At 39.7% G+C, this 23,062-nt stretch carries 17 protein-coding genes; 6 read left to right on the top strand and 11 right to left on the bottom strand.

Going from position 1 to position 23,062, the window contains the following annotated elements; all coding sequences use genetic code 11:
* The first annotated feature begins 24 nt into the window (after nt 1–24).
* The gene (locus ACTJKG_RS08700; protein ID WP_440738958.1) at nt 25–1,263 is read left to right on the top strand and encodes an MFS transporter; all 1,239 of its coding nucleotides are present in this window, start codon (nt 25–27) and stop codon (nt 1,261–1,263) included.
* 106 nt (nt 1,264–1,369) lie between these two features.
* Here the strand turns inward: ACTJKG_RS08700 and ACTJKG_RS08705 are convergent, their stop codons facing one another.
* Together ACTJKG_RS08705 and ACTJKG_RS08710 are read right to left on the bottom strand one after the other, a co-directional pair.
* Entirely contained in the window at nt 1,370–2,116 is a 747-nt protein-coding gene (locus ACTJKG_RS08705; protein WP_440738959.1) for a polysaccharide biosynthesis/export family protein, read from the bottom strand.
* Nucleotides 2,117–2,180: 64 nt separating this feature from the next.
* On the bottom strand, nt 2,181–3,341 hold the full coding sequence (locus ACTJKG_RS08710; RefSeq protein WP_440738960.1) for a DUF1972 domain-containing protein: 1,161 nt from the start codon (nt 3,339–3,341) through the stop codon (nt 2,181–2,183).
* A gap of 269 nt (nt 3,342–3,610) precedes the next feature.
* Here ACTJKG_RS08710 and ACTJKG_RS08715 point away from each other — a divergent pair, with 269 nt between their 5' ends.
* A complete protein-coding gene (locus tag ACTJKG_RS08715; protein WP_172335055.1) occupies nt 3,611–4,279 on the top strand; it encodes an acyltransferase in 669 nt (222 codons plus the stop codon).
* Here the strand turns inward: ACTJKG_RS08715 and ACTJKG_RS08720 are convergent.
* The 9 genes from ACTJKG_RS08720 to ACTJKG_RS08760 all read right to left on the bottom strand — a co-directional run bounded on the left by ACTJKG_RS08720 (nt 4,276) and on the right by ACTJKG_RS08760 (nt 14,539).
* On the bottom strand, nt 4,276–4,821 hold the full coding sequence (locus ACTJKG_RS08720) for an acyltransferase (RefSeq protein WP_216650539.1): 546 nt from the start codon (nt 4,819–4,821) through the stop codon (nt 4,276–4,278). The two genes, ACTJKG_RS08715 and ACTJKG_RS08720, sit on opposite strands and share 4 nt — an antisense overlap.
* A gap of 25 nt (nt 4,822–4,846) precedes the next feature.
* On the bottom strand, nt 4,847–5,572 hold the full coding sequence (locus ACTJKG_RS08725) for an acyltransferase (RefSeq protein ID WP_440738961.1): 726 nt from the start codon (nt 5,570–5,572) through the stop codon (nt 4,847–4,849).
* Entirely contained in the window at nt 5,556–6,698 is a 1,143-nt protein-coding gene (locus ACTJKG_RS08730) for a glycosyltransferase family 4 protein (RefSeq protein ID WP_172335056.1), read from the bottom strand. Before ACTJKG_RS08730 ends, ACTJKG_RS08725 begins: the two co-directional genes overlap by 17 nt.
* A gap of 1 nt (nt 6,699) precedes the next feature.
* Nucleotides 6,700–8,001 (bottom strand): glycosyltransferase, encoded by a 1,302-nt coding sequence (locus ACTJKG_RS08735; protein WP_172335057.1) that lies wholly within the window; start codon nt 7,999–8,001, stop codon nt 6,700–6,702.
* 28 nt (nt 8,002–8,029) lie between these two features.
* Nucleotides 8,030–8,791: a glycosyltransferase family 2 protein gene (locus ACTJKG_RS08740; RefSeq protein ID WP_440738962.1), complete on the bottom strand. Its 762-nt coding sequence runs from the start codon at nt 8,789–8,791 to the stop codon at nt 8,030–8,032.
* Between the two features lie 11 nt (nt 8,792–8,802).
* Nucleotides 8,803–10,068, bottom strand: a complete 1,266-nt coding sequence (locus ACTJKG_RS08745; RefSeq protein WP_440738963.1) for a hypothetical protein — start codon at nt 10,066–10,068, stop codon at nt 8,803–8,805.
* A gap of 13 nt (nt 10,069–10,081) precedes the next feature.
* Complete coding sequence (locus ACTJKG_RS08750; protein ID WP_440738964.1) at nt 10,082–10,669, bottom strand: acyltransferase; 588 nt, start codon at nt 10,667–10,669, stop codon at nt 10,082–10,084.
* An 87-nt stretch (nt 10,670–10,756) separates the two neighbouring features.
* On the bottom strand, nt 10,757–12,058 hold the full coding sequence (locus ACTJKG_RS08755; protein WP_440738965.1) for a lipopolysaccharide biosynthesis protein: 1,302 nt from the start codon (nt 12,056–12,058) through the stop codon (nt 10,757–10,759).
* 78 nt (nt 12,059–12,136) lie between these two features.
* Entirely contained in the window at nt 12,137–14,539 is a 2,403-nt protein-coding gene (locus ACTJKG_RS08760; RefSeq protein ID WP_440738966.1) for a GumC family protein, read from the bottom strand.
* A gap of 285 nt (nt 14,540–14,824) precedes the next feature.
* On the opposite strand from ACTJKG_RS08760, the gene ACTJKG_RS08765 reads away from it, so the two are divergent.
* From ACTJKG_RS08765 to ACTJKG_RS08780, 4 genes are all read left to right on the top strand, one after another.
* The gene (locus tag ACTJKG_RS08765; protein ID WP_172335063.1) at nt 14,825–15,028 is read left to right on the top strand and encodes a hypothetical protein; all 204 of its coding nucleotides are present in this window, start codon (nt 14,825–14,827) and stop codon (nt 15,026–15,028) included.
* A gap of 322 nt (nt 15,029–15,350) precedes the next feature.
* Nucleotides 15,351–17,894 (top strand): hypothetical protein, encoded by a 2,544-nt coding sequence (locus ACTJKG_RS08770; protein ID WP_172335064.1) that lies wholly within the window; start codon nt 15,351–15,353, stop codon nt 17,892–17,894.
* A gap of 480 nt (nt 17,895–18,374) precedes the next feature.
* Nucleotides 18,375–21,407, top strand: a complete 3,033-nt coding sequence (locus ACTJKG_RS08775) for a SusC/RagA family TonB-linked outer membrane protein (protein WP_440738967.1) — start codon at nt 18,375–18,377, stop codon at nt 21,405–21,407.
* Nucleotides 21,408–21,427: 20 nt separating this feature from the next.
* The gene (locus ACTJKG_RS08780) at nt 21,428–23,056 is read left to right on the top strand and encodes a RagB/SusD family nutrient uptake outer membrane protein (protein ID WP_440738968.1); all 1,629 of its coding nucleotides are present in this window, start codon (nt 21,428–21,430) and stop codon (nt 23,054–23,056) included.
* Nucleotides 23,057–23,062 lie beyond the last annotated feature (6 nt).

The following is a 23,062-nucleotide window of genomic DNA, read 5'->3' on the forward strand; positions in this document are numbered from 1 at the left end:
TTTTACTATATAACATCAGATGATATGACGAATGAATCTTTAGCAGAACCTTTGGACCAAACCAAAACCATAGCCGAAAAAACGGTTTACTCCATTCTTTTTACCATAAGCCTGTCGCATTTGCTCAACGATATGCTGCAGTCGGTTATTCCATCTATTTACCCACTCGTCAAAACCAGCTATCATCTGAGTTTTAGTGACATTGGTCTGGTGACGCTAACTTACCAGCTATCGGCCTCGCTACTCCAGCCTTTTGTGGGGATGTATACCGATAAAAGACCCAAACCTTATTCGCTACCTGTGGGTATGGCGTTCACTTTAACCGGTTTGGCATGCCTTGCATTTGCACCGGGTTTTTATTTTATACTGCTGGCAGTGGCACTAATAGGTGTTGGCTCCTCCATATTTCACCCGGAATCATCAAGGGTTGCACACATGGCATCGGGTGGTAAACGCGGGCTGGCACAATCTATTTTTCAATTAGGCGGTAATGCAGGCAGCGCGCTTGGGCCATTACTGGCAGCCTTAATTGTGGTACCGTTTGGCCAAAGCAGCGTAATGTGGTTTTCGCTGGTCGCTTTATTAGCCATTATCATTTTAATTTACATTGGTAACTGGTATAAAGCATTTGCCTTACCCAAAACTAAATCAGCTCATACAGCTGTGGCACACCATAAGCTATCATCCAGGCGTATTGGCTTTTCGCTGGCTATTCTTATTGTACTTATTTTTTCCAAATACTTTTATCTGGCCAGCATCACCAGCTATTATACATTCTTCCTGATCGATAAATTCCATCTGGGCGTGCAAAGCTCTCAGCTTTATTTGTTTATATTCCTGGCAGCGGTGGCAGCAGGTACCCTTTTAGGTGGCCCACTGGGTGATCGTTTCGGCCGTAAATACATCATCTGGATCTCGATACTGGGAGTAGCACCGTTTACCCTGATGCTACCTTACGCCAATTTATTCTGGACAAGCATCCTATCCGTAATTATCGGTGTGATCATATCATCAGCATTCTCGGCCATTTTGGTTTATGCCCAGGAACTGATGCCAGGTAAAGTGGGGATGATAGCCGGTTTATTTTTTGGCTTCGCATTTGGTATGGGAGGGTTGGGGTCAGCCATATTGGGTAAACTGGCCGATAGTACTAGCATAAGCTATGTTTTCCATGTATGCGCTTATCTGCCACTAATCGGTATACTTACGGCATTTTTACCTAACCTGGAAACGAGAAAGAAAAAAGTTGCGCTTAAAGCTTAAAATTAATTTAAGTAGATTTTAAAACAACAGATCCCCGGGTATATACCCGGGGATCATGTTTTGTAAGTACTGCAAACAGTAATCAGGTTTAAGATGTAGGGCTAAACTATTTCCTTAATGTAAGGATGATCAGAGCCGTATTCAACAACAGCAAAGCCGGTTGGGCAATGGTTGTAATGTTTTGTAACTTCTCATTACGTATTGCGCGTCTGTTTTGTTCCACATAAATGATATCCTGGTTCTGAATAATCGTTTCGGGATTTGTTAAAGATGCTACATCATCCAGATCAACGTCAATAATCTGCTTGGTTTGCAGTCCTCCGCCCCTCACTATTCTTACCTTTTTTTCATTGCCTTTTTCGGTCAGTCCACCGGCTTCGCCCAATATTTCCATGAGCGTGGTTTCGTCTTTAAGTAATGGATAATTACCCGGCCTTTTTACCTCTCCTACCAATGTAGCCTTTAAATTGATCACTTTCACCTCCATAATGGGGTTTTTAAGTACATTTTTCTTGTACAGGTCATCCAGTTTTTTTGAAGTTTCCAATCTCGATAAACCAACTACCTCTACCCTTCCAATTACGGGTAAAGCAATAGTGCCGTCACTTTCAACCTGGTAATCCAATGCCTGTGAACCGCCACCTGCTGATGCCTGATCGGTAGTATTGGTTGTGCTGGCCTCATCCGTGATCAACTTAATGCTTTGCAAATTCCTTATCCGTAAAATATCACCGGCCTTAATCTTATAGTCCGATATCTTATAATCGTCCATTTTCACCGGAGCGGCCTGAGACTTGGAGTTTTGTTCAAAATAGGCCTGGTTTTGCTTATATGAACATGAACCTAAAAGCATAGCAAGGGCGCTTACCGTAAAAAGTAACGGTAAATAACTTATTAATCTATTAATTCGCATTGATCTATAAATTTTCTAAAAGGAATGATACTTCAGGATTAACTGTTTTGGGTTGATAAGCTTTTCCGCGTTCGGCCAGAATAGATTCAAAATGTTCGGCATATTGATCTATGATCCTGTCGCAAGTGTAAAGCTCCATTATTTTTTGTTTGTTATTCTCCATTAGTTGGGTATATCGGCTCTCGTTTTTATTACCCGTAAGCAGGTGAAAAACAACATCATCAGCATCACTAAAATACAAAGCGTCGTTTTCCAGGATAGCCCTGTTAAATTTATTATCATTTGAGCAAATAAGGCTGTTGGATGCCATGGCTTCCAACAATGAAGGATTGGTACCACCTACGGTATGGCCATGAAAGTATAAATTGGAGTAATATCTCAAATTATTGAGTTTATTCATATTATATATGCCACCACAGAACTTAATATTAGGATAATAAGCAAATTTTGCACTTAAATAAGTACCAAAATCGTTATCTGTACTACCTACTACTAAAAACTCGCGGTTAGTATCTGCTTTAACCACACCATCTAAAATAGTTTCGACACTATTTTCCGGCTCCATGCGGGCAATCAGCATATCATACTGATATGGCTCCAGCTTAAATTCACTAAGCAACGCCGGATCGGGCTGGTCAAAAATATCGGCGCCGTAAGCTATATAGGTTGATTTCTTGTTGTACTTGTGCTCCAGATACCTTTGTATCTCTACCGAGTCGGCTATTAAATGATCACTATAGCGTACAGCCAGCTTTTCGGCAAATTTCAAAAATGACTGAACAGGTTTGGAATATTTAGATCTTTTCCATTCCAATCCGTCCATATTGGTAGTTACTATGGTATTCCTGGGTAAAAGCCAACCCCAAACAGAACTGCTGGTATATCCCAGTTGAAGAATGATATCGAATTTCTTTTTCTTTAAATCTTTTATGCAATTATAGTCGTATAAGAATTGTCCTGCCGTTCCCAGTTTGAACTCAGGGTCATAGCAATGGCATATCTCAACAGAGTTCCAGGTTTTTTCCTGGTATGGGTGGTTATGAGAGTTATAAACAACTACCTCATAACCTTTTTTGACTAAGCCTGCGGCCAGGTACTCAGCGCACTGTTCAAAACCTCCGTAATGGTTCGGAATACCCCTGGTTCCAATGATAGCTATACGCATAATAATATATATTTAATATTTTAATCAATAATTGATCAATATTTTAGGGCTCTGGTCATCAGTTATATCCTCTGATCGAACCATGTATAATTATACGTAGAAACACAGGTAAAAGCTTCGTTTAAAGACTATGTGAACAAACAGACCGTAAAAATCATGAGTGAACAAAATAAACAAGAAAGTAAAGGTGATTATGGAAAAACATTGTATTTTTCCATTGAAAATTATTATACTTATATGTATTACGTCCCCAAAATAATAATTTAACAATGATCAAAGTTTTCAAATTCCTGAGCAGGATCAATTTAAAGAGCATCATTTTTAATTTCAGATATTTCCCTTTTAAAACAGCTATTAAGTTCCCGGTTCTAATATCAAGTAATGTGTTTCTGCACAAAACAAAAGGCAGGGTAATTATCAATGCGCCTATCAGAACAGCCTTAATACAAATTGGTTATGGTGCTATTGGAATTACCGATTTTAAAAGATCAAGGGCTGTGTGGGAAGTGGATGGGGATGTTGTGTTTAACGGCAGGGCATTTATTATGCACGGCTGCAAGATCAACGTTTTTAAAAACGCCGAACTTATTTTTGGCGATGATTTCAATATGAGCACCGAATGCGCCATTGTTGCTGCTAAAAAGATAGTAATTGGTGATCACAGCGGCATATCATGGGAATCATTAGTAATGGATACCGATTTTCATCATATAGCCGACCAAACTACCGGCGAAGTTTTTAACCATCCGAAAGAGATCATCATTGGCGATAATGTTTGGGTAGGCTGCAAATGCACCATACTCAAAGGGGCCATTATACCATCTGGTAGTGTGGTAGCTGCCAACTCCATGGTAACTAAAAAGCTGGATGGTGAAAACTCTATTTTTGGAGGTAATCCTATGCGGGTATTAAAAACAGGAATTAAATGGTGGTATTAAATAATGGGTAAAACCGCATCGCTCAAATCATAATTAAGGTTTTCATTGCGCTTGGCTATAGGTTTGGCGGGTACTCCACCAACTACGGTGTAGGGCTGCACATTGCGGGTAACTACCGCGCCGGCAGCAACAACCGCTCCTTTCCCAATGGTTACGCCTGGCAAAATAACGGTACGGGAGCATAACCAAACGTAATCTTCAATAATTACTGGCTGGCCTGTCTGCGCAAAATCGGGACTGTTATAATCATGATGCAAAGTCCAGATCATGACCTCGTTACTGATGTTCACATTATTACCAATACTTAATCCCATGCGTGCATCCAGCAGGGCGTTGTGCCCAACAATGGTACCGTGGCCAATACTTAATTTCCACGGACTCCTTACTTCAAATCCCCTGTACAACCCCACACGCCAGTTTATTTTTGCTTTTAACATCCGCAGTAAAAAAATACGTAAAGTATGAAATGGCAGCCAGCCTATGATACTACATATCATGTAAAGTACCGAACCTTTGAGTTTTGCCATATTATTTGCGGGCATAATTTTGATTTAGAATTTATTGATCTTATACCGGTACTTCCTGACTAAGCAATTCGCCCCGTTTCTTTAAAATTTTAGCGGGTACTCCGGCTACTACCGAATGCGGTGCAACAGTTTTAGTAACAATGCTGCCGGCGGCAATTACACACCCCTCGCCTATAGTTACGCCAGCCAATATGGTTACCCCGGCACCTATCCAGCAGTTATCATGAATAAATACGCCGTTACGGGTTACGCCCTGATCTTTAATATTGATGTTAAAGTCGGCAAAGTTGTGGTTCTCTGAGAATATTTTAACCCCTGGGCCAATGATCACATTATCGCCAATTTCAATACCACCCTGCCCCCCCAGATAAGTACCCGCGTTAATACCACTGCAATTACCCACAATGATCCCTTTACCTTTTTGCGCGATAACACCTGTACAGATCAGGGTGCAATTACGGGCAATGGAAACATTATTTTTAATCCGGATACCATCAGATGATAAAGCATTGATGTAAACATGATCTTCAATAATAAGGTTTTTACCCGCCGAAAACAGGTAAGAATGCTTGATATTGACGTGCGAGCCTATAAACACCAAACCTTCTGACCTTTTAAAAAACATCCGTTTCCATACACCACGGGATAATTGCCGGCACCTGCCCCACAAAATAACCGACAACTCCCGCAAACTATAATCGTTCTCAAATTTATAGTCGGGGTTATTTTTAAGCCTGCGTATTACCCTTTCAATTAATGTATGCATCACCTATTAATTTTAATATTCCATTTGCCGATACCTGCCATGAAAATTTCCGGGCATGATCAATCCCTTCCGACACCTTTTTCTGATACAATACGGTATCATTCAGTAAAAAATTGATCTTTTCGGCAATATCTTCAGGATGGTCAGGATTAATATACATCGCCGCGTCGCCGCAAACCTCGGGCATTGCTGTGCGCTGCGATACGACAACCGGCACTCCGCACTGCATGGCCTCCAATGGTGGCAAGCCAAAACCTTCAGCGTATGACGGGAAGCAAAAAACTGTAGCATTGGCATAAATCAGGTACAGATCTTCCTCGGGTACATGCCCGGTAAATATCACCCGGTGCGAAACACCTTCGGCCCGGATATGATCTTTCAGTAAATTAATGTCACTGCCTAACTCACCAGCAACAACCAATTTAATGGCTTTGTCATCCAACTGGTTTAATGAGCTAACCAAATGAAATATATTTTTGCGGATATTAACACGCCCTACGTACAGCAGATACCTGGCAGGCAGGTTATACCTTTGCATAAAACCGCTTACATTATCGTCGGTATAATTTGCCAAGGTCTTGAACGCGTTATTGATCCCATGATAAACTACCGCTATTCTATCTTCACTAGCCACATTATTTTTGATCAATCGATCTTTCTCTGAATGGGATATAGTAATGATCATATCCGCCTTAGTTGCCAAACGCTTCATTTTAGTAAAATATGCCAGTTCAGATGCTGTGTAATATTGTGGATAATCCAAAAACAAGACATCATGTATATAAACTATCTTGCGCAATTTATTGGGCCACAAACTGCTAAAGTTTTGAAAAAGCACCGCCTGCAAACCATATATCCGGGCTATTAGGGGCACCAACAGCATATTGGATAACATATTGGGAATAACCGGTAAAAAGATAAGTTTTACCGATGATGGAAAGTACGCTAGTGCTTGTTTCTTACAATCGCGGGTGATGAGCAGGTAAAGCTGAAACTGATCGTTGGGATTATTCACCATCTCGTTTACCAGGTTTTTTACTACCATGTTGCCACTCGGCGGTCCTTTGAAAAACCACTTGGCATCAATACCTAATTTGATTGTTTTATGTTGACCGTCAGCAAGCATATCAGGCAGTTAATGTGGTTAATTTGGGTGATGAATTATAACGTCTTTCGCGCAATTGGATAGCCTCGTCATACACATTGTTTAACTGAACAAGTCGCTTATCCCAGCCATGATCAGCAGCACAGACTATGGTAGTTTGGGCCAGATCAACCAATTTATGTGGATTGGTGAGTACATCTTGCAGCACAGCGCTCATATCATATACAATGCTGGCATAGGTGCCTAGTTTTATTTTGATGCCGCATTGGTTACTGATCACATTACCCATACCACAATGATCTATGGTTAAAGTAGGTACACCATAAGTTAAGGCTTCAAATATCACCGCCGGATTATCCTCAGCTATACTGGTGATGATGTGCAGATGCGCGCCTGACATTACACGGATAGCATCTGGTCGGGGTATATGCCCATGCCATACCAGGTGATCGGTTAGGTTTAACTCAGCAGCTTTTTGCTGTAATTTTTCTTTCAGCGGACCATTACCCAATACATGCAGCTTCCAGTTATTTTGTTTAACCTTTGCCAGCACATCAAGGCACATACTGAAGTTTTTACGCTCAATAAGTGAACCCGACCATACCAGCTGAACTTGTTGGTTGATGTGATCAAATTTTGATTCGTCCAAAAAAGCTTGACTAACAATGCCTTGTTCAGACAGATAATAACTATCCACACCAAACTTTTCGCGAATGGTTTGCTGCCCTGCAGATGTAGCCGCCACCAGCACATCGGCCTGCAAAAACGCTTCCCTGATACGTTTTGAATAATTTAGCTGGATATGGTTGATCGCATTTTTCACTCTGAATTTCAGCTTAGTTGAAAAAGGCTTCCCTTTCAATAACTCCGGGTTGATGATATTCATACCACCTATTGGGCCCCAAACGGTAGGTTTATTCAATTTCCACAAAAAGCCCGGCTCCCGGTAACCGATAGGCCCTAACTGGTGCACTACATCAATATCAACGGTTCTTAAAACTTCACGGGCAACTCTCAAGGCCTTTTTTTGCCATAAATAATAGGCAAAATAGAAAAACCAACCCAGGCCCGCTTTATCTAATAACGTGATCGCTTTTGCCAACCGCCCGGGCTGTACTTCAATAAAATGAACAGGGGCTAAAGGATTATCCTGTACATATTTTCTCATGGTTTGGGTATCGCCCATGAAATTATCAGACATGCCATAAAGTACCCATACCTCATGCTGACTGGCCAGGTGAGTTACCGTATTCCAGGCAGCACCATACTCAGACCCCCTAAAAGGGGATATTGCATAAGCCGATATGAGTATCTTTTTTTTCATGACAGGGGTATTAGGTTTTTAGCTTATCTCAATTTAACTGCGTTCTAAGCGGATCTTTATAAAAATATTTCCAGCGCAGGCGGTTTAAATAATTAAACAGCCAGGAGTTAAAATAATTGAGACCCTTTAAGTGCCTGCGCATTACGGCGAGTTCTTCATGGTGCATTTTCACAGTATCATTGCTTACACCATCCATACGCATATAAGCCACTGTTGCGTCGATGTAAGCGATTTCAAAACCGTTATATTTTATCCGCAGGAACATATCAAAATCCATCGCTATTTTAAGGCTGATATCGTATTTACCCGTTTTTTGGTAAACCTCTTTGCGGATAAAGCAAGTGGGATGCATAATGTACATGCCAAAGTTTAACCAACCAACTTTACTCTTTTTTTCACGCTCAAACCCGTTTTTCCCTATCAGCATAATGTTGCCGCAGCGCACATCATCTATGGCTGAACCATTGTTCATCATTATCTCTACCGCATCTAAAGCATACCAGTCATCAGCATTGATCATCCCTATCCAGTCGCCGGTAGCCATAGCAATACCTTTGTTAAAGCCATCGGCTATGCCTTTATCGGGCTCACTGATAAAGCGGGTTATCCGCTCCAGATACATATTGATCACCTTTAAAGTACCATCGGTTGAGCCCCCATCAACAATAATATATTCGATATTGCTGTAGGTTTGATTGATAACACTCAGAATGGTGTCTTCAATAGTAGCAACCGCATTATATACAACCGTAATAATGGTAACTTTAGGGGTATTTAAATGTGTTTCCATTTTCATATCCATTAGGCCGCTTCAAATTGATAGGCCTGCACTTTTTCTTTTTCACGTTGCTCTTGTTTAAAAACCAGCGCGTTAAAATTGAGATAACTATAGCCCAGGGTTATCATCACAATACACATCTCGGCATTAAACAAAGCGGTAACAATATAATTGGTAAGCAGCAGGCTAAATATGCAACCAATACTTAAAGCAGCAAACAACCTGATAGCAGGTTTAGCCGTACTATCAGCATACTTCCGCCAGTTTTTGATAATCAATCCAAAAAATATCACAATGTAGGTGAGCACACCAGCTATACCCATTTTTACCAGCAGGTACAACCAACCATTATGCAAAACCGGGATAAACTGAAAATCAGTATCCTCACCCAGGCGCACAAAGGTTTTCAGGTCGACAGTTTTACCCAAACCACCAAATATCCAGTCTTTGGTATCACCCTCCATATAACTCTTCAATGCCATAAACGATTCATACCCGCGGTATTTCATATTGATATCCTGCTCGGTATTATAATCACCCATTTTTAACTCGTTAAATGAGCCCAGCAATTTGCTCATAAAGGTTTCGGAGGAGGTTGCCTGGAAAATATCAGTAGGTACCAGCGCGAAGATCACCACCAGGAAAAATACAGTGGGAATTATCCATATCCTTTTAACCTTATCAGCCACCATGAGCAAGGCAAAACATACCATAATAATAAAGTAAGTACGGGAGGCACACATATAAATACCAAAAGCGTTTACTGCCATAAACAGCTTAAACCAATGGGGCTTAAACAACCGGATATTAAACTTCCAGGTAAATAATAAACAGGCCAGGCCCATTGGCGGACCGGGTGCTCCTACTATACCCATAGCATAATGAGCCGAGTACGGATCAAACAAAGCGCTGACGCCCATGTAGGATACCGATATAGCTGTTACCAATACTGATGTGATCAGGCCCGCATAAACCAGGGTTTTCAGGAATTTCTCAATATCGAGGCGACAGGCCAGTACAATACCCGATAGTATAAATAGCACAGGTATACAGAAGTAATAGAAATCTTTGAGGATAAGATAATTGTCATTCTGATAACCAACTATCAAGGCAAATAGCACAGGCAGCAATAAAATGGCAAAAACACGGGCAACCTTTATAGCGGCTAAACGATGTTTCAAAGGCATAAAAATGATCAACAGGGCAATAGCTATCACAATGGCCTGCATGTGAAAAAACGATGCCACAATGAGTATCAGCAATAAAAGTGGAAATACACGATTGATCATTTTTTTTAATTATTTAAGTCGTTGTTGCATAAACAAAGTTGTCACGTACATAGCGGGCTGGGTTTCCTGCCCAAACCTGCTCGTCGGGTACGTCCTCAAACACCACAGAGCCTGCTCCTACTATTGAATTTTTGCCAATGGTTACCCCTTTTAAAATAGTGCTGTGCCCGCCTATAAAAGCGCCATCACGAATAGTAACCGGTTTTGTTTTTACGCCATCCAACCTTTCGGGGTAACTGTTCCTCATCCGGGCATCAAGCGAGTGGAAGTCGGTATCATAAATAACCGTATTGATGCCTATTTTTACATGATTACCAATGCTTATTTTATTATGACAAATAATGGCTATCGACGTAACACCTACATGGTCACCAATGGTTAATTCGCCACCTTTTGCCACCACAAAATAGCATTGCTGCTGCCGCCCGCCCATGGCATGATATTTACCACTATTGAACCAAAATTTTTTACCAATAGAAAAACTCCCCTGCAGGTTAATGTCTAATATGGGTATGCCGAAGCCAACAAAATCGCGGTGATATTTTACATTGTTTAAGTAAAATTTAAAACTGCTGATCAGCCACGAGTATCGGCGTGCCATTTGATAGTACAGCACCCGTAACAACCTGTAAAATTTTCTGATATAATACATGATCAACCTGATAATTATATTCCCCCCGGGCTCTTGTTAAGCATTAAAAATGCCTGTAGCCGTTTTATTGATTATTCTTTTTGTTTGTATGGAAAAAAGCACTCCCATAATGATAAATAAAATAACATTTGATAATGTTACCCCCGCTACTCCTATCTGTTTGCCTAAAAAAACGGATAAGGGTACATTTACAATAGAACCTATAATACCTACATATAGCTGCAGTTTTATTTTACCTATCCCGTTCAAAAGCTGAACATGTATGGCCTGCCATATAATGGTTATAGTATACAAACACATGGCAATGGACAGCATAACCGGTACCGTTATGGTTTTACCCAACCAAAGCCGATATAACCAGGGCGATACAATGAGCAGGCAAATAGCGCAAACACTAAGGGCCACCCATAATTTATTTATTTTGGCCACCGCGTTTTTGATCCATTCCAGGTCGTTTTTGGTGTAGGCTTCGGTAAAAGCGCTCCAAAATGGTGTAATCACAATAACAAAGAACATCAGGATAATCGAAAACAGCTTATAAGCCACATTAAAAGTAGTTACCTCTTTGGGGCCAAATAGCTGGGTGATCACGATATTATCAGTTTCGTAAAGTACAAGGGCGTTTATTTGGATAATGAAAAATCCTCCGCCTACACCCAACAGCTCTTTAGCGTGTTTTAAATTGATAGATCCGAAACCAGGCGCAAGCTCTTTATAGCTTCCGTTGTAGTACCAGATACTGCCTGCAACCAATACTATTAAAGGTAAACCCGCTATAATAACTACCACATCAAGCAATTCGCCCTGTTTAACCCTCATTAGAAACAATACCGCTAATAGCGACAATATTTGCCCCAGCAGGTTTAAAAAAGCGGTTTTGGCAGGAGCCTGATTGGCTGTTAAAACATTATTGATCAGCTGGATTACAAACTGAAAACAAAAAAATGCGAACACGATCAATACAATCATGCTCAGATAGCCTGCCGGTGTGTTATGCGCGTTTAATATTTGCTGCCACTGGATGTAAGGGTTAACAAAATAAAAAACCACAAACATGATGCTTGATATGATGAGCAACAGTGCGTAGGTTGAGCTCACATAACTTTTTGCCGCCGAAACATCGCCCAATGATATCATGGCCGCCAGCTTATTCCGCAGCCCGTTTCCAAGCCCCATATCAAATAAACCTGCCCAGGTTATGATGGAGCTTAGGGTGAGCCAGATACCGTATTGAGTTGGGTTGATATACTTGATGGTAAGCGGAATGAGCAATAACGAAATAGCAACACTCCCCCCTTTCAGTAAAACCGACTGGATGATGTTTTTTTTGGTTTTCAAAGAACGCTCGTGTCCCTTTGTAAAAAAGCGCTGAACATGAGTTTGTATAGCCTGCAGCATAAATTATTGACTACTATTTTATGAGGTAGGTTCTTTTGTTTTATTAAAGATGGAGGCTAATCCGTTACTTTTTTCTTCGATGCCTTCATAACCGTAACCATAGTTACCATAACCATGCCCGTAACCGGTAATGCTATTCTTTTTAAGCTCAATATCATTTACGATGAGGTAAAGATGTTTAGCCTTTTTTGACTTGTGCAAATCGTTCACGATACCCAGTTGTGATTTATAGGTATAATTTTGACGCACTACATAGCAGGTGATATCTACAAACTCTTCAATGATCAGGGCATCAGAAACCAGGCCTACCGGCGCGCTATCGATGATCACATAATCAAACCTGGTACGCAGTTCCTCGATCAAAGTTTTTAACCTGTCGTGCATTAACAGTTCGGTTGGGTTAGGCGGGATCGGCCCTGAGGATATGAAAAAGAAGTTTTCATTAAAAGTAGAAGGCTTGATCAAATTATCGATACTCTCCTCTTCGCTTGAAATTACATAGTTGGTAAAACCATGATCATTCTCCACACCAATATTTTTCAGCAACCTGGGTTTACGCAAATCCAACTCAAGCAATACTACTTTTTTGCCAGACATAGCAATAGAATTACCCAGGTTAAGGGATATAAATGATTTACCCTCACCGCTCATGCTCGAAGTAAACAAAATCACGTTCGATTTCCCTTTCTCCGTAACATATTTCAGATTGGTACGCACCGCCCTGATCTCTTCCGAAACTATAGAACGGAAATCGTTATATATTAAAAGTTTGTTACGGTTGGTATTCCGGCTTATCTCGCCCAGTAAAGGCACACTGGTATGTTTTTCAATATCGGCCTTACTGTTGATACGGATATTGAGCATCTCTTTTATGCTTAAGCCGGTGGCCGGTAAAAATATACCCGCGAATAATGCGATAAGGTATATCAACGATTGTTTCGGCGCGAATGGTTTTTCGCTGCTCTCGGCATTATCCAATATACGCACGCTTGACATGGTAGCGTTTTGCGAGATGGCCGTTTCTTCTTTTTTCTGCAGTAGGAATAAATAAAGATCCTGTTTTAAGCTTTGCTGCCGCGAATAATCAAGGTATATCCTTTCTTTTACCGGGGCATCGGATATTTTGTTTTCAATAGTTGAATTTTGCTTTCTGAAAGCCAGTTGTGAAACCTCTAAACTATTGCGATAGTTTTTGATACTGGCCATCAATGATCTGCGGGCCAGTTCAATCTGCTGATTAAGGTTTTGGATAATGGTGCTGTTATCGGTAAGGTTTAACTTCAACTGCTCCTTACGTAAAAGCATTTCATTATAGGCATTTATGGCCGTACCAAAGGCAACGTCCTTAGTTATCAATGAGCTGGGTACAACCTGAGGGTTATTGGCATCATTTACGTATTTGTACAGGTCATTTACCACTGCTAATTGTACGGAGTTATCGTTCAGTTTGCTTTGGTACTGGTTAGCTCCTTCAATAAGCGCTTTTGATTGCGCGTTGATATCTGAAATCTTATTCTGAACTTTATATTGCTCCAGGTTTTTTTCAACCTTACCCAGCTCATCACCCACAACCAACAAGCGGGCATTGATGAATTTCATGGTACTATCGGCCTTACGGATCTTGTTTGATAAGTTACTTTGCAGATACATCTGCATCAGCGTTTGTAAAATCAACTCGCCATGATCCGGGTTCTCATAACTCAGCTGCAGGTTTATCACTGTAGCCTGTTTATCATCAAGCCCGGCAGCCAGATTATCATTCAGATCCTTTGCCGCTTGTTTTTTTGACTGGATATTTAACTTGTAATATCCGGAAGGTTTAAACTTATCCGTTTTGTTTATGGTAAGGTTGTATTGACTAAGCTGGATTGGCTTTCCAAACTCACCGGTTACGTCCAGATCCTCTTTACTGTTCTTGATCCGGAAAGTGGTGTTGCTAAGGATAGCAATTTTAAACTTGCTTAAGCGGATATCCTTCTTTTTATAATCAACAAATACGGCAATTGGCGAATTCTCATATATTTCATAGCTTTTCCAGCCATTGTTGTCCAGGATATGAACATTCAAGTTGAGCGTGGTAACAGTACGGTTTATTAAACTTGTTGATTTTAATATTTTAACCTCATTATCGGCATTACTTTTTACATCAAACAGGGAAGCCAGATCGGCATTAAGTCCATTGGTCAGCGCTTTTTCGGGGGTACCTTGCTCGTCCTCAACAATAACCTTACCCAATATACTCCATTGATTCGGGCTGTATTGAATATAAACGAATCCGGCTATTAGGCAGGCAATAATACTTAATGCAAATACATACCAATAATTAAGGCACAAAGCGATCAACCCTCTTACATCGCTGGGCCCCTCTTCTTTTTTGTATGTAAAATCAAGTTTTTCGGCCAAAATGTCTGTGTTATCCATTTGTCTATTTTAATATAAGTACAAGGTGTTTAAGGTGTTCCTTTTTATTTGTTAAAGCCCCGGAATTATTGATCCGGAGGCAGGTATCAAATTGTAAAGTAATACGGGTTTAGCTATAGGAAAGTTAAGTCCAAAATGCTGGCTTAAAGGGGAAACTATCAGAATGAACAATGTGAACAATTATATAATAATGAACAAAATAAACAAATCTCATATATGGGCATTATACATAACTATGTATACGCTACAAGCCCCCACAAGCGAATTAAACCTAAAAAACGACTTATGATGTACAACATTATAAACGATAAGACCGCGGCACTTACCGTGATCTTAGCTGTCATAGCGGGCATCTATGGCTTTGTGAAACTCAAAAAACTAAGTATTAAAGCACCAGGAAAGCTATTGACAGACGAACAGTCGGATCTGTTGGTGATAGGTATTTTTCATGTATTGATCTGCGCCGTGTCTATTTTTTCGCTTCTGTAATAAACAGCGCGTTCAGCAATAAATTAACCTATAAGTAACTTACCCTCCAATCAACACAATGCCCATACTCCCCCTAAACAAGAAAACAGAAAAATTAAAAGCAGGGATAATTGTTCATTTAATCAAATAAATGAACAAAACCAACGAAAACATTCATTTCGTTCATTAAGAGCGAGAATAAAATGTAAGGTCATAAAATTACATACATTCATAAACTTATAATTAACCTACTAGTCAACTAAAACTTATAATGCAGCCTTATGGTGCTTAATTATCAATAAAGCAGTCATTAAAAGCCATATACCTGATATTTTTTAATAACATGACAGCCTTTTCATCACAGCTATTTGAATTATTAAAATCATATGTTTTAGAAATATCACACCTTAACCGTATCCAGGCAAGTGATTGTAAAATACTTTCAGCGCGCATAAGCGATAAAACCAATCATACAGTAAGTGAAACTACATTAAAACGGATATATGGCTTTGCGTTGAGTAAGTTTAAACCATCATTGTTTACCATTGATGTGTTATCAAATTATTGCGGATATAACGGGTGGGATGACTTTTGCAAAAAACAGGACAAACAGCATACTAACAATAAACATAAAAATGCAGATTGGGACTCTCTCAGTCAAAAAGCGGCCAAAATCACCAATTTTACATTACAGGCCCTAAAAAACAAATCTGGTATTCCGTTTAATCAAAGTATCAAAAGGAATTTTCTTGAGAAACATTTTGATGATTTTCTAAAAGGCGATTACGCGGCTACCGTTTTAGTCGCTCCCCCATCTTATGGCAAAACGATTGCCCTATGCCATTGGATAGATGAACAACAGGCCCTAAACATTACATCTGGCAGCAATGATATTATCTTGTTTTTTAGCAGCAATGCGCTAATGAACGTTTTGATCAGTGGCAAGGATTTTAATGATTGGCTATTGGCCCTGTTGGGTTATACCACTGAAGAAGACATCCTTTCACTGCTGGATAGTAGTAAGCCAAAAGAAGGCAATTTTTACCTGGTTATTGATGGCCTGGATGAACATATGTTTAAAAATAACTGGTTCCAGTTATTGCTTGACCAGTTAATGGATATTTTTTCATTTTATCAATCGAACAAATGGTTTAAAATGGTTTTAACGATGCGATCGGCCAACTGGATCAATAACCGGTATGTACTGGATCATGATCACCCAAAATGGTTTACAGGAGCTATTACCGATCAGCAATTATACAGCAATGTACCTTTATTTAATTTACAGGAGATAAAAGACCTATGCCTTAACATCAATCCGGAAGTGTTGACACCAATACCTGTAGATGTTGCCAACAGCTTTAATCATCCACTGTACTTTCAATTTTATTATAAACAATACAAAGATAATTTTTCTCTTAGTAACGTTGATCATACTTCTATTTACGATCTGATCTCCAATTTTATATTCAATAAAATTTATATGGGGCATCATGCCGCTGACAAAACGCTGTTACTAAAAGGCCTTATTGAAAATATGGATTTTAAAAAGCGTGAGTATGATGTGGCCAAATTAAAAGTAAATGATCTGTTTAGCCAATATAACCAGGCTTACAAAGAATTATTAAGTATTGGTTTTTTAAAAGAAACCAATACAAGCAACGATGCTCAATTTAATACACACGTACAATTCGGGAATAATAACTTTTTAGAACTGGCAATAGCACAAAAATTATTATACGACAATAACAACATCTTTGACGAAAACCTGGTTAAAGCCCTTAACCTATTATTTTCAAACAACGAGCTTAAAGTTGCCGTTATGAAGTGGTGCGTTATGCATGCCATGAAAAATGGGCAGCAGGAAAATTTTTCGGCACTTTCCGGGGTCGATCTTAATCCCAGAGAAAAGTCAGATCTGATTGTTTTTTTAGGTGATCTGCTACATAAAGCTTATTCGGGTCAAAGTAGTGCAGGTGCTATGACCAATTATTTTAAGCAGGATTGCAACGACGGGTTGTTTTATTATTTTTTGGGGCTTGAACTGATAACCACCGATTATAAAAAAGCTTTACAATCATTGTTAAAATTCGAGTTATCTAATTATAAAAAGATATTAACCTACAGTACATTAGCTATTATATCGGTACTCCAACTAGACCTACCCTCGTTAGAGGCATACCTGGTAAAGCTCAGCGCTTTTTCGCACGAGGATTATCAGGAGTTTACTATAAGCCCCTTAGAGTGCCTTAATACGGTGTATTATTTTTTCAAATACGGCATTATAAAAAAGGACTTTTTTGTAACCATTACCCGGTTCTATTTTAACCCACCAAAACAAACCGGTAGCCAGCCTTATAGTCAACGGAATGATCTTACTTATTTACTGGCAGGCTTTACCCTTGTGATATGCCAGAAACCCCGGAAAATGATCAGGTATATCAACGCGCTCCAAAAAATACATTCAACGGAAGCTGTTGGTTATAATTTCTTTTTAAAAATATTAATGGCCGACTCGTACTTTTTATTAGGCAGGGTAAAAGAGTTTAAAGCTATTAACGATCACATTTCTGAGTTGTTTAAAACTAAAGAGAGCTTGTTTACGCCATATATGAAACAAGCCTTTTATAGCCTCAAGATTAAAAAAGCTATTCTTAACAATGAATACAATACCATTCCCGGGTACTTCAAATATCTGAACCAGGCAACAGAAAAATCAGGGAACAAGTTTTCAAAGATATTTACGATAAACTTATTGATCAATAACCCCGCAATTGTAAACCAGGATGAAGCTTTTTATAAACAACTGGCTTATAACAACTCCAAAGCTTTGCGCGAATGCGGATTGAGCCCTGAAATATTCTCAAACCACGATTTTTCCAATTAGGCTAATAGGGTTCAAGATGAACCTAATTGGAAATTACTTTTAAACAAAAACGTTTAAGTATTTAGTGTAAATGATAAATCAATTAATTAAAATCTATTTTTAATCCATTGTAACGGTTACTTCTTTAACTATTACGTTGCAAACCAATAATAAACTTACTGAATTTATAAGCTTCAACTACAGGCAATAAAACCTATTTATTACCTTATTAAAGTTGTTTAAACTGATATTAAACTAATTTTAATAATTAGTTTTTCCCATATAACCAATTTATGGCTCAACTAATCTATTTTAAGTATTAAAACACTAAAAATCAATAAATTAATACAAAAAATATAACTAATTAACCAAATCACTAACCTTAACCTAAAGAAAAAAGCTAATGTTCACTTGATGATTTCCTAACATGCGCATCATTCCTTTGCAGCGGAAAAATGCGATTCCTGAGTTTAGTTAAATTAATTGTCCCAAACACACATTATGAAAAAAATTTACCACTGTTTTTTCCAGAAAACACATCACTTATCCAGGCATGCCTTGCTCATTGCCTGCGCAATATTATTGACCGCATTACAAGCTTTTTCACAAACTGGCCGGCTTGTGAAAGGAACCGTAACCGACGAAACCAACGCTCCCTTACCAGGGGTTGTTGTAACTGTTAAAAGCACAGGCAAAGCCACAACCACTAATGGCAATGGTGGCTATTCGGTTACCGTTAGCGGGCCAGATGATGTTTTAAAATTCACATTTCTGGGTTCGGTACCTAAAGAGGTTACGACAGGCGATAAAGCCGCAATTAACGTTACGCTTGTAACTGATACCAAACAGTTGAAAGATGTGGTAGTTATTGGTTACGGTACAGCCAGCCGCAAGGACGTTACCGGTGCCATAACCTCGGTAAAAGCCGAAGATTTTAACGCGGGTGTATTAACCACCCCTGCCGAGTTGTTACAGGGTAAGGTAGCCGGCTTAAACATTACCAAAAGCGGCGACCCCAACAAACAACCATCAACTATATTAAGAGGGCCATCAACTTTACGCGAAGGCGCTGCTCAGCAGCCATTTTATGTGATTGATGGTGTACCTGGGGCATCCATTGACCTTTTAGCTCCTGCTGATATCGAAAGTATCGACGTATTGAAAGATGCATCTTCAACGGCTATTTATGGTTCGCGCGCAGCTAATGGTGTAATCATCGTTACTACACGTAAGGCTAAGGCTGGCCAAACCCGCTTAACATACAGCGCTTATGCAGCCGTTGAAAATGTATCAAAAAATATTGATGTACTTACAGGCGACGAATTACGTAAATATTTAGCTGACAATAAAGTATCTCCCTTATTAAAACCAATAGATGACGATGGATCAAACACCAACTGGCAAAAATTAGCCGAAAAAACCGGCTATTCTCAAAACCACAACCTTTCTTATGGTGGCGCAGGTACCAATTCTGAGTATGGTGCAAGTGTAAATTATATGAAAAACAATGGTATATTAAAAAATACCAGCCTTGAACGCACTATTTACAAGGGTTATATCAATCAGCGCTTTTTTAACGATCGTTTAAAACTGGGCATCACCCTAACCAATAGCGTTACTAAGAATAACGATATATTTCAAAGCCAGGTATTACCAGGTATATTATTCTATTTACCAACAGTAAGCCCTTTTAATCCAGACGGCACTTATAAAGAAAATCTAAAGAGGACCGGAAGTGGCCCATTAAACCCATTGTCGTTAATAGATAATAACTTTACCAGAACAGAAAATAACAAAACCCTGATCAATGGTTTTGCCTCGGTTGATATCATAAACGGTTTAAAGTTTACCATAACAGGATCAACCCAAAAAGAACAAAACAACGTTAACACCTATTCTAACAGCCAATCGGCCATATACGTTAACCAAAATGGTGTAGCCGTGCGCAGTGCTTATACCAATACCAGTAACGTTGTAGAAGCTTATTTTAATTACGATCGTACTTTTGGCCAGCATTCATTGAAGTTATTAGGCGGTTATTCTTATCAACAAAATCGTGATAATGATGGCTTTGGTGTACAAACCCAAAATTTCTCTAATGACGCCCTGGCTTATAATTATTTAGCATTCTCCAACCCAACTCAACTTTCACAGATTATTTTTAACCCTAATTATAATGTTAACGGTACTACACCGCCAACTTATATATCTACATTACGCTTAATATCCTTTTATACACGTGCACAATACCAATTCTCAGATAAATATCTTTTACAAGCGTCGATCCGTGAAGATGGTTCATCAGCATTTGGTATTAATCAACGCCATGGTTATTTCCCTGCGGTTTCTGCCGGATGGAAGATCACCAGCGAAGATTTCATGAAATCAGTTCCGGTTATCAGTGATTTGAAATTAAGAGCTGGTTACGGTGTATCGGGTAATAGTTTAGGATTCGACGCCTTTACTGCCCAGTTAATTTACGGTGTGCCTCCAGGTGGCGGTAAATTTTTAAGCAACGGTAATATTGTTAACCCTATAGGTCCAGTGCGTAATGATAACCCAGACTTGAAATGGGAAAGTACCGCTACTACCAACATTGGTTTGGATTTTGGTATACTCAACAATCGCATTACCGGTTCTGTTGATTATTATATAAAAAAAACATCCGATTTGATCTATACATACCCCGTATCAACCACAAAATATTTTTACCCATTTTATACGGCCAACGTAGGCAAAATAAAAAACAGTGGCATCGAGGTTGTTCTAAACGCTATCCCTGTAAAATCACAAAGCTTTACCTGGCGCACGTCATTAAACTTTTCACATAACAAAAACGTTGTACAGAGTATATCAAACAGTAATTTCGGGCTAAACTTTATTCAAACCGCCCAATTAGGTGGTCAAGGGCAATCTGGTAACTATAGCCAGATCATTCAGCCAGGTTATGCTATTGGCACATTTGACCTGTGGCATTATATGGGCAAAAACGCCAATGGTGTGAGTACTTTTCAAACTGCCAATGGCTCGGTTATAGCTGCCCAACCATCTACCAACGATCAGTTTATTAAATACGATGCACAGCCTAAGCTAATTTATGGTTGGAGCAACAGCTTTTTTTATAAAAACTTTGATCTTAATTTTTTAGTTCGTGGTGTATACGGTAATAAAATTTTAAACGCGACGCTTGCGGGTTTGAATAACCCTGCCGCCACTAAACTGCAAAATATCCCAAGATTTACCTTAGGCGAATCCTTCAATGATGTTAATGCTTACCTGATCTCGGATCGTTTCCTGGAAAGCGGCTCCTATCTGCGTTTGGATAATGCTACTTTGGGTTATACCATTAAACCACACATTCAGGCTATTAAGAGCTTACGTTTTTATGCCTCAGGTAATAACATTTTCATCATCACCAAATATCGCGGTGTTGACCCGGAAATTGATATGGGTGGTTTAACCCCGGGTATCGATAACAAGAACTTTTATCCTAAAACACGCACCTTTAGCTTAGGTATAAACGCATCATTTTAATAACAGTTAAACAAACAAAAATGAAAAAGATATTCATATTATGTGCCGCGATAGTTGTGACGATGGGCACATTCTCCTGTACAAAACTAAATGTACCTGTTGAATCGCAGTACGTAAAATCAAACTTCCCGGTAACCGATGCAGATTATATCGCGTTATTGGGTACTATTTACTCCAACCTGTCATCAAGTTATGCAGTGCCGTACTGGCGCATGCAAGACATGGCAACAGACGAGGCTATTTTACCGGCCCGTGATGGTAACTTTGACGATGGCGGTCAATACAGGCAGTTACATTACCATACCTGGACCTTTGACCATCCAAATGTAATAGGAGTATGGCAATGGGGTTTTGGTGGTATCAACACTTGTAACCGTATCATTAGCGTTATTAACTCATCTCCGTCATCTGAGGCAAAAAAACAATCATCAATTGCCGAGGTTAAAGCGATGCGTGCCCTGTACCTGTATTTCATGATGGACCTGTACGGTAATGTACCTATCATTACTGATTTCCCGGTGACCACACAGCCAGCAACACAACCACGTGCCAAAGTATACGCCTTTATTGAAAGCGAGTTAAAAGCTGTTTTACCTTTATTACCAGCCAAAAGCAGTAACGCGGCAACAAACGTATCACAATACGGCCGCCCAACAAAAGGGATGGTATTTGCCTTATTGGCAAAAATGTACCTGAACTCCGGGGTATATGTAGGCACTAACCGCTACCAGGAAACCGTAACCATGTGCGATAGCGTACAGGCTAACACCAATTACTTTCTGGATGCTAAATACAGGGATATATTTTTACCAACCAACGGCCCTGCGATCAACGAAACCATATTTGCTGTTCCTTATGACCAGCAAATACCAGGTAACCAGTTTACCCGTTTTGGTTTCTTTTACTACCTGGTACAGGCATACGGTTTCAATGTAAATTTAAGTATTGCCATGAGCACTACACCTGAGTTTTACAACCGCTTTAACATCCCTGGAGATGACCGTACCAAAACCTGGCTGGCAGGTCCACAATTTTACCCTGACGGTAATGGCGGCTTTACTAATCAGCCAGTTTACTATCCTGCAGGAACTGTAGGAGTTCCCGCAAATACACAAATTAACATTATACCTACACTAACCCTTACCGGAAAGAAACCTATGGATTTGGGTAACGACGTGCTTACCTCACAAGCCGAAGGCGTAAGATCTATTAAATATTATCCGGATGTTAATATCATCCAGGCAACACGTTTAAACAGTAACGACGTACCGGTATTCCGTTTAGCGGATATTTACCTGATGAAAGCTGAGGCCTTATTGCGCGGTGCTGCACCAACCAACATCAATGGCGAAACACAAACTCCATTAACCCTGGTAAACAAGCTACGCCTGCGTGCCCACGCGCAAACCGCTTCATCAATTGATCTGGATGGATTGCTGGATGAGCGTGCTCGTGAGCTTTCATGGGAAGCATGGCGCCGTAATGACCTGATCCGCTACGGCTTGTTCGAGAAAGAATATCCGCTGCCGGTAATGGGTGGAAAAACGGACGATCTGAAAATGAACACAGATCCAACCCGCAGGTTATACCCTGTCCCTTCAACCGAACTAAAAACCAATCCTAACCTGGTTCAAAACCCTGGTTATTAATTCTTA

Source organism: Mucilaginibacter sp. 22184, from assembly GCF_052045695.1.
Taxonomy (GTDB): domain Bacteria; phylum Bacteroidota; class Bacteroidia; order Sphingobacteriales; family Sphingobacteriaceae; genus Mucilaginibacter.

Excerpts from the sequence above, each read along its gene's own strand:
- ACTJKG_RS08700 (WP_440738958.1), top strand. The coding sequence starts at position 25 with ATGACGAATGAATCTTTAGCAGAACCTTTGGACCAAACCAAAACCATA.
- ACTJKG_RS08705 (WP_440738959.1), bottom strand. The coding sequence starts at position 2,116 with ATGCTTTTAGGTTCATGTTCATATAAGCAAAACCAGGCCTATTTTGAA.
- ACTJKG_RS08710 (WP_440738960.1), bottom strand. The coding sequence starts at position 3,341 with ATGCGTATAGCTATCATTGGAACCAGGGGTATTCCGAACCATTACGGA.
- ACTJKG_RS08715 (WP_172335055.1), top strand. The coding sequence starts at position 3,611 with ATGATCAAAGTTTTCAAATTCCTGAGCAGGATCAATTTAAAGAGCATC.
- ACTJKG_RS08720 (WP_216650539.1), bottom strand. The coding sequence starts at position 4,821 with ATGCCCGCAAATAATATGGCAAAACTCAAAGGTTCGGTACTTTACATG.
- ACTJKG_RS08725 (WP_440738961.1), bottom strand. The coding sequence starts at position 5,572 with ATGCATACATTAATTGAAAGGGTAATACGCAGGCTTAAAAATAACCCC.
- ACTJKG_RS08730 (WP_172335056.1), bottom strand. The coding sequence starts at position 6,698 with ATGCTTGCTGACGGTCAACATAAAACAATCAAATTAGGTATTGATGCC.
- ACTJKG_RS08735 (WP_172335057.1), bottom strand. The coding sequence starts at position 8,001 with ATGAAAAAAAAGATACTCATATCGGCTTATGCAATATCCCCTTTTAGG.
- ACTJKG_RS08740 (WP_440738962.1), bottom strand. The coding sequence starts at position 8,791 with ATGGAAACACATTTAAATACCCCTAAAGTTACCATTATTACGGTTGTA.
- ACTJKG_RS08745 (WP_440738963.1), bottom strand. The coding sequence starts at position 10,068 with ATGATCAATCGTGTATTTCCACTTTTATTGCTGATACTCATTGTGGCA.
- ACTJKG_RS08750 (WP_440738964.1), bottom strand. The coding sequence starts at position 10,669 with ATGGCACGCCGATACTCGTGGCTGATCAGCAGTTTTAAATTTTACTTA.
- ACTJKG_RS08760 (WP_440738966.1), bottom strand. The coding sequence starts at position 14,539 with ATGGATAACACAGACATTTTGGCCGAAAAACTTGATTTTACATACAAA.
- ACTJKG_RS08765 (WP_172335063.1), top strand. The coding sequence starts at position 14,825 with ATGATGTACAACATTATAAACGATAAGACCGCGGCACTTACCGTGATC.
- ACTJKG_RS08770 (WP_172335064.1), top strand. The coding sequence starts at position 15,351 with ATGACAGCCTTTTCATCACAGCTATTTGAATTATTAAAATCATATGTT.
- ACTJKG_RS08775 (WP_440738967.1), top strand. The coding sequence starts at position 18,375 with ATGAAAAAAATTTACCACTGTTTTTTCCAGAAAACACATCACTTATCC.
- ACTJKG_RS08780 (WP_440738968.1), top strand. The coding sequence starts at position 21,428 with ATGAAAAAGATATTCATATTATGTGCCGCGATAGTTGTGACGATGGGC.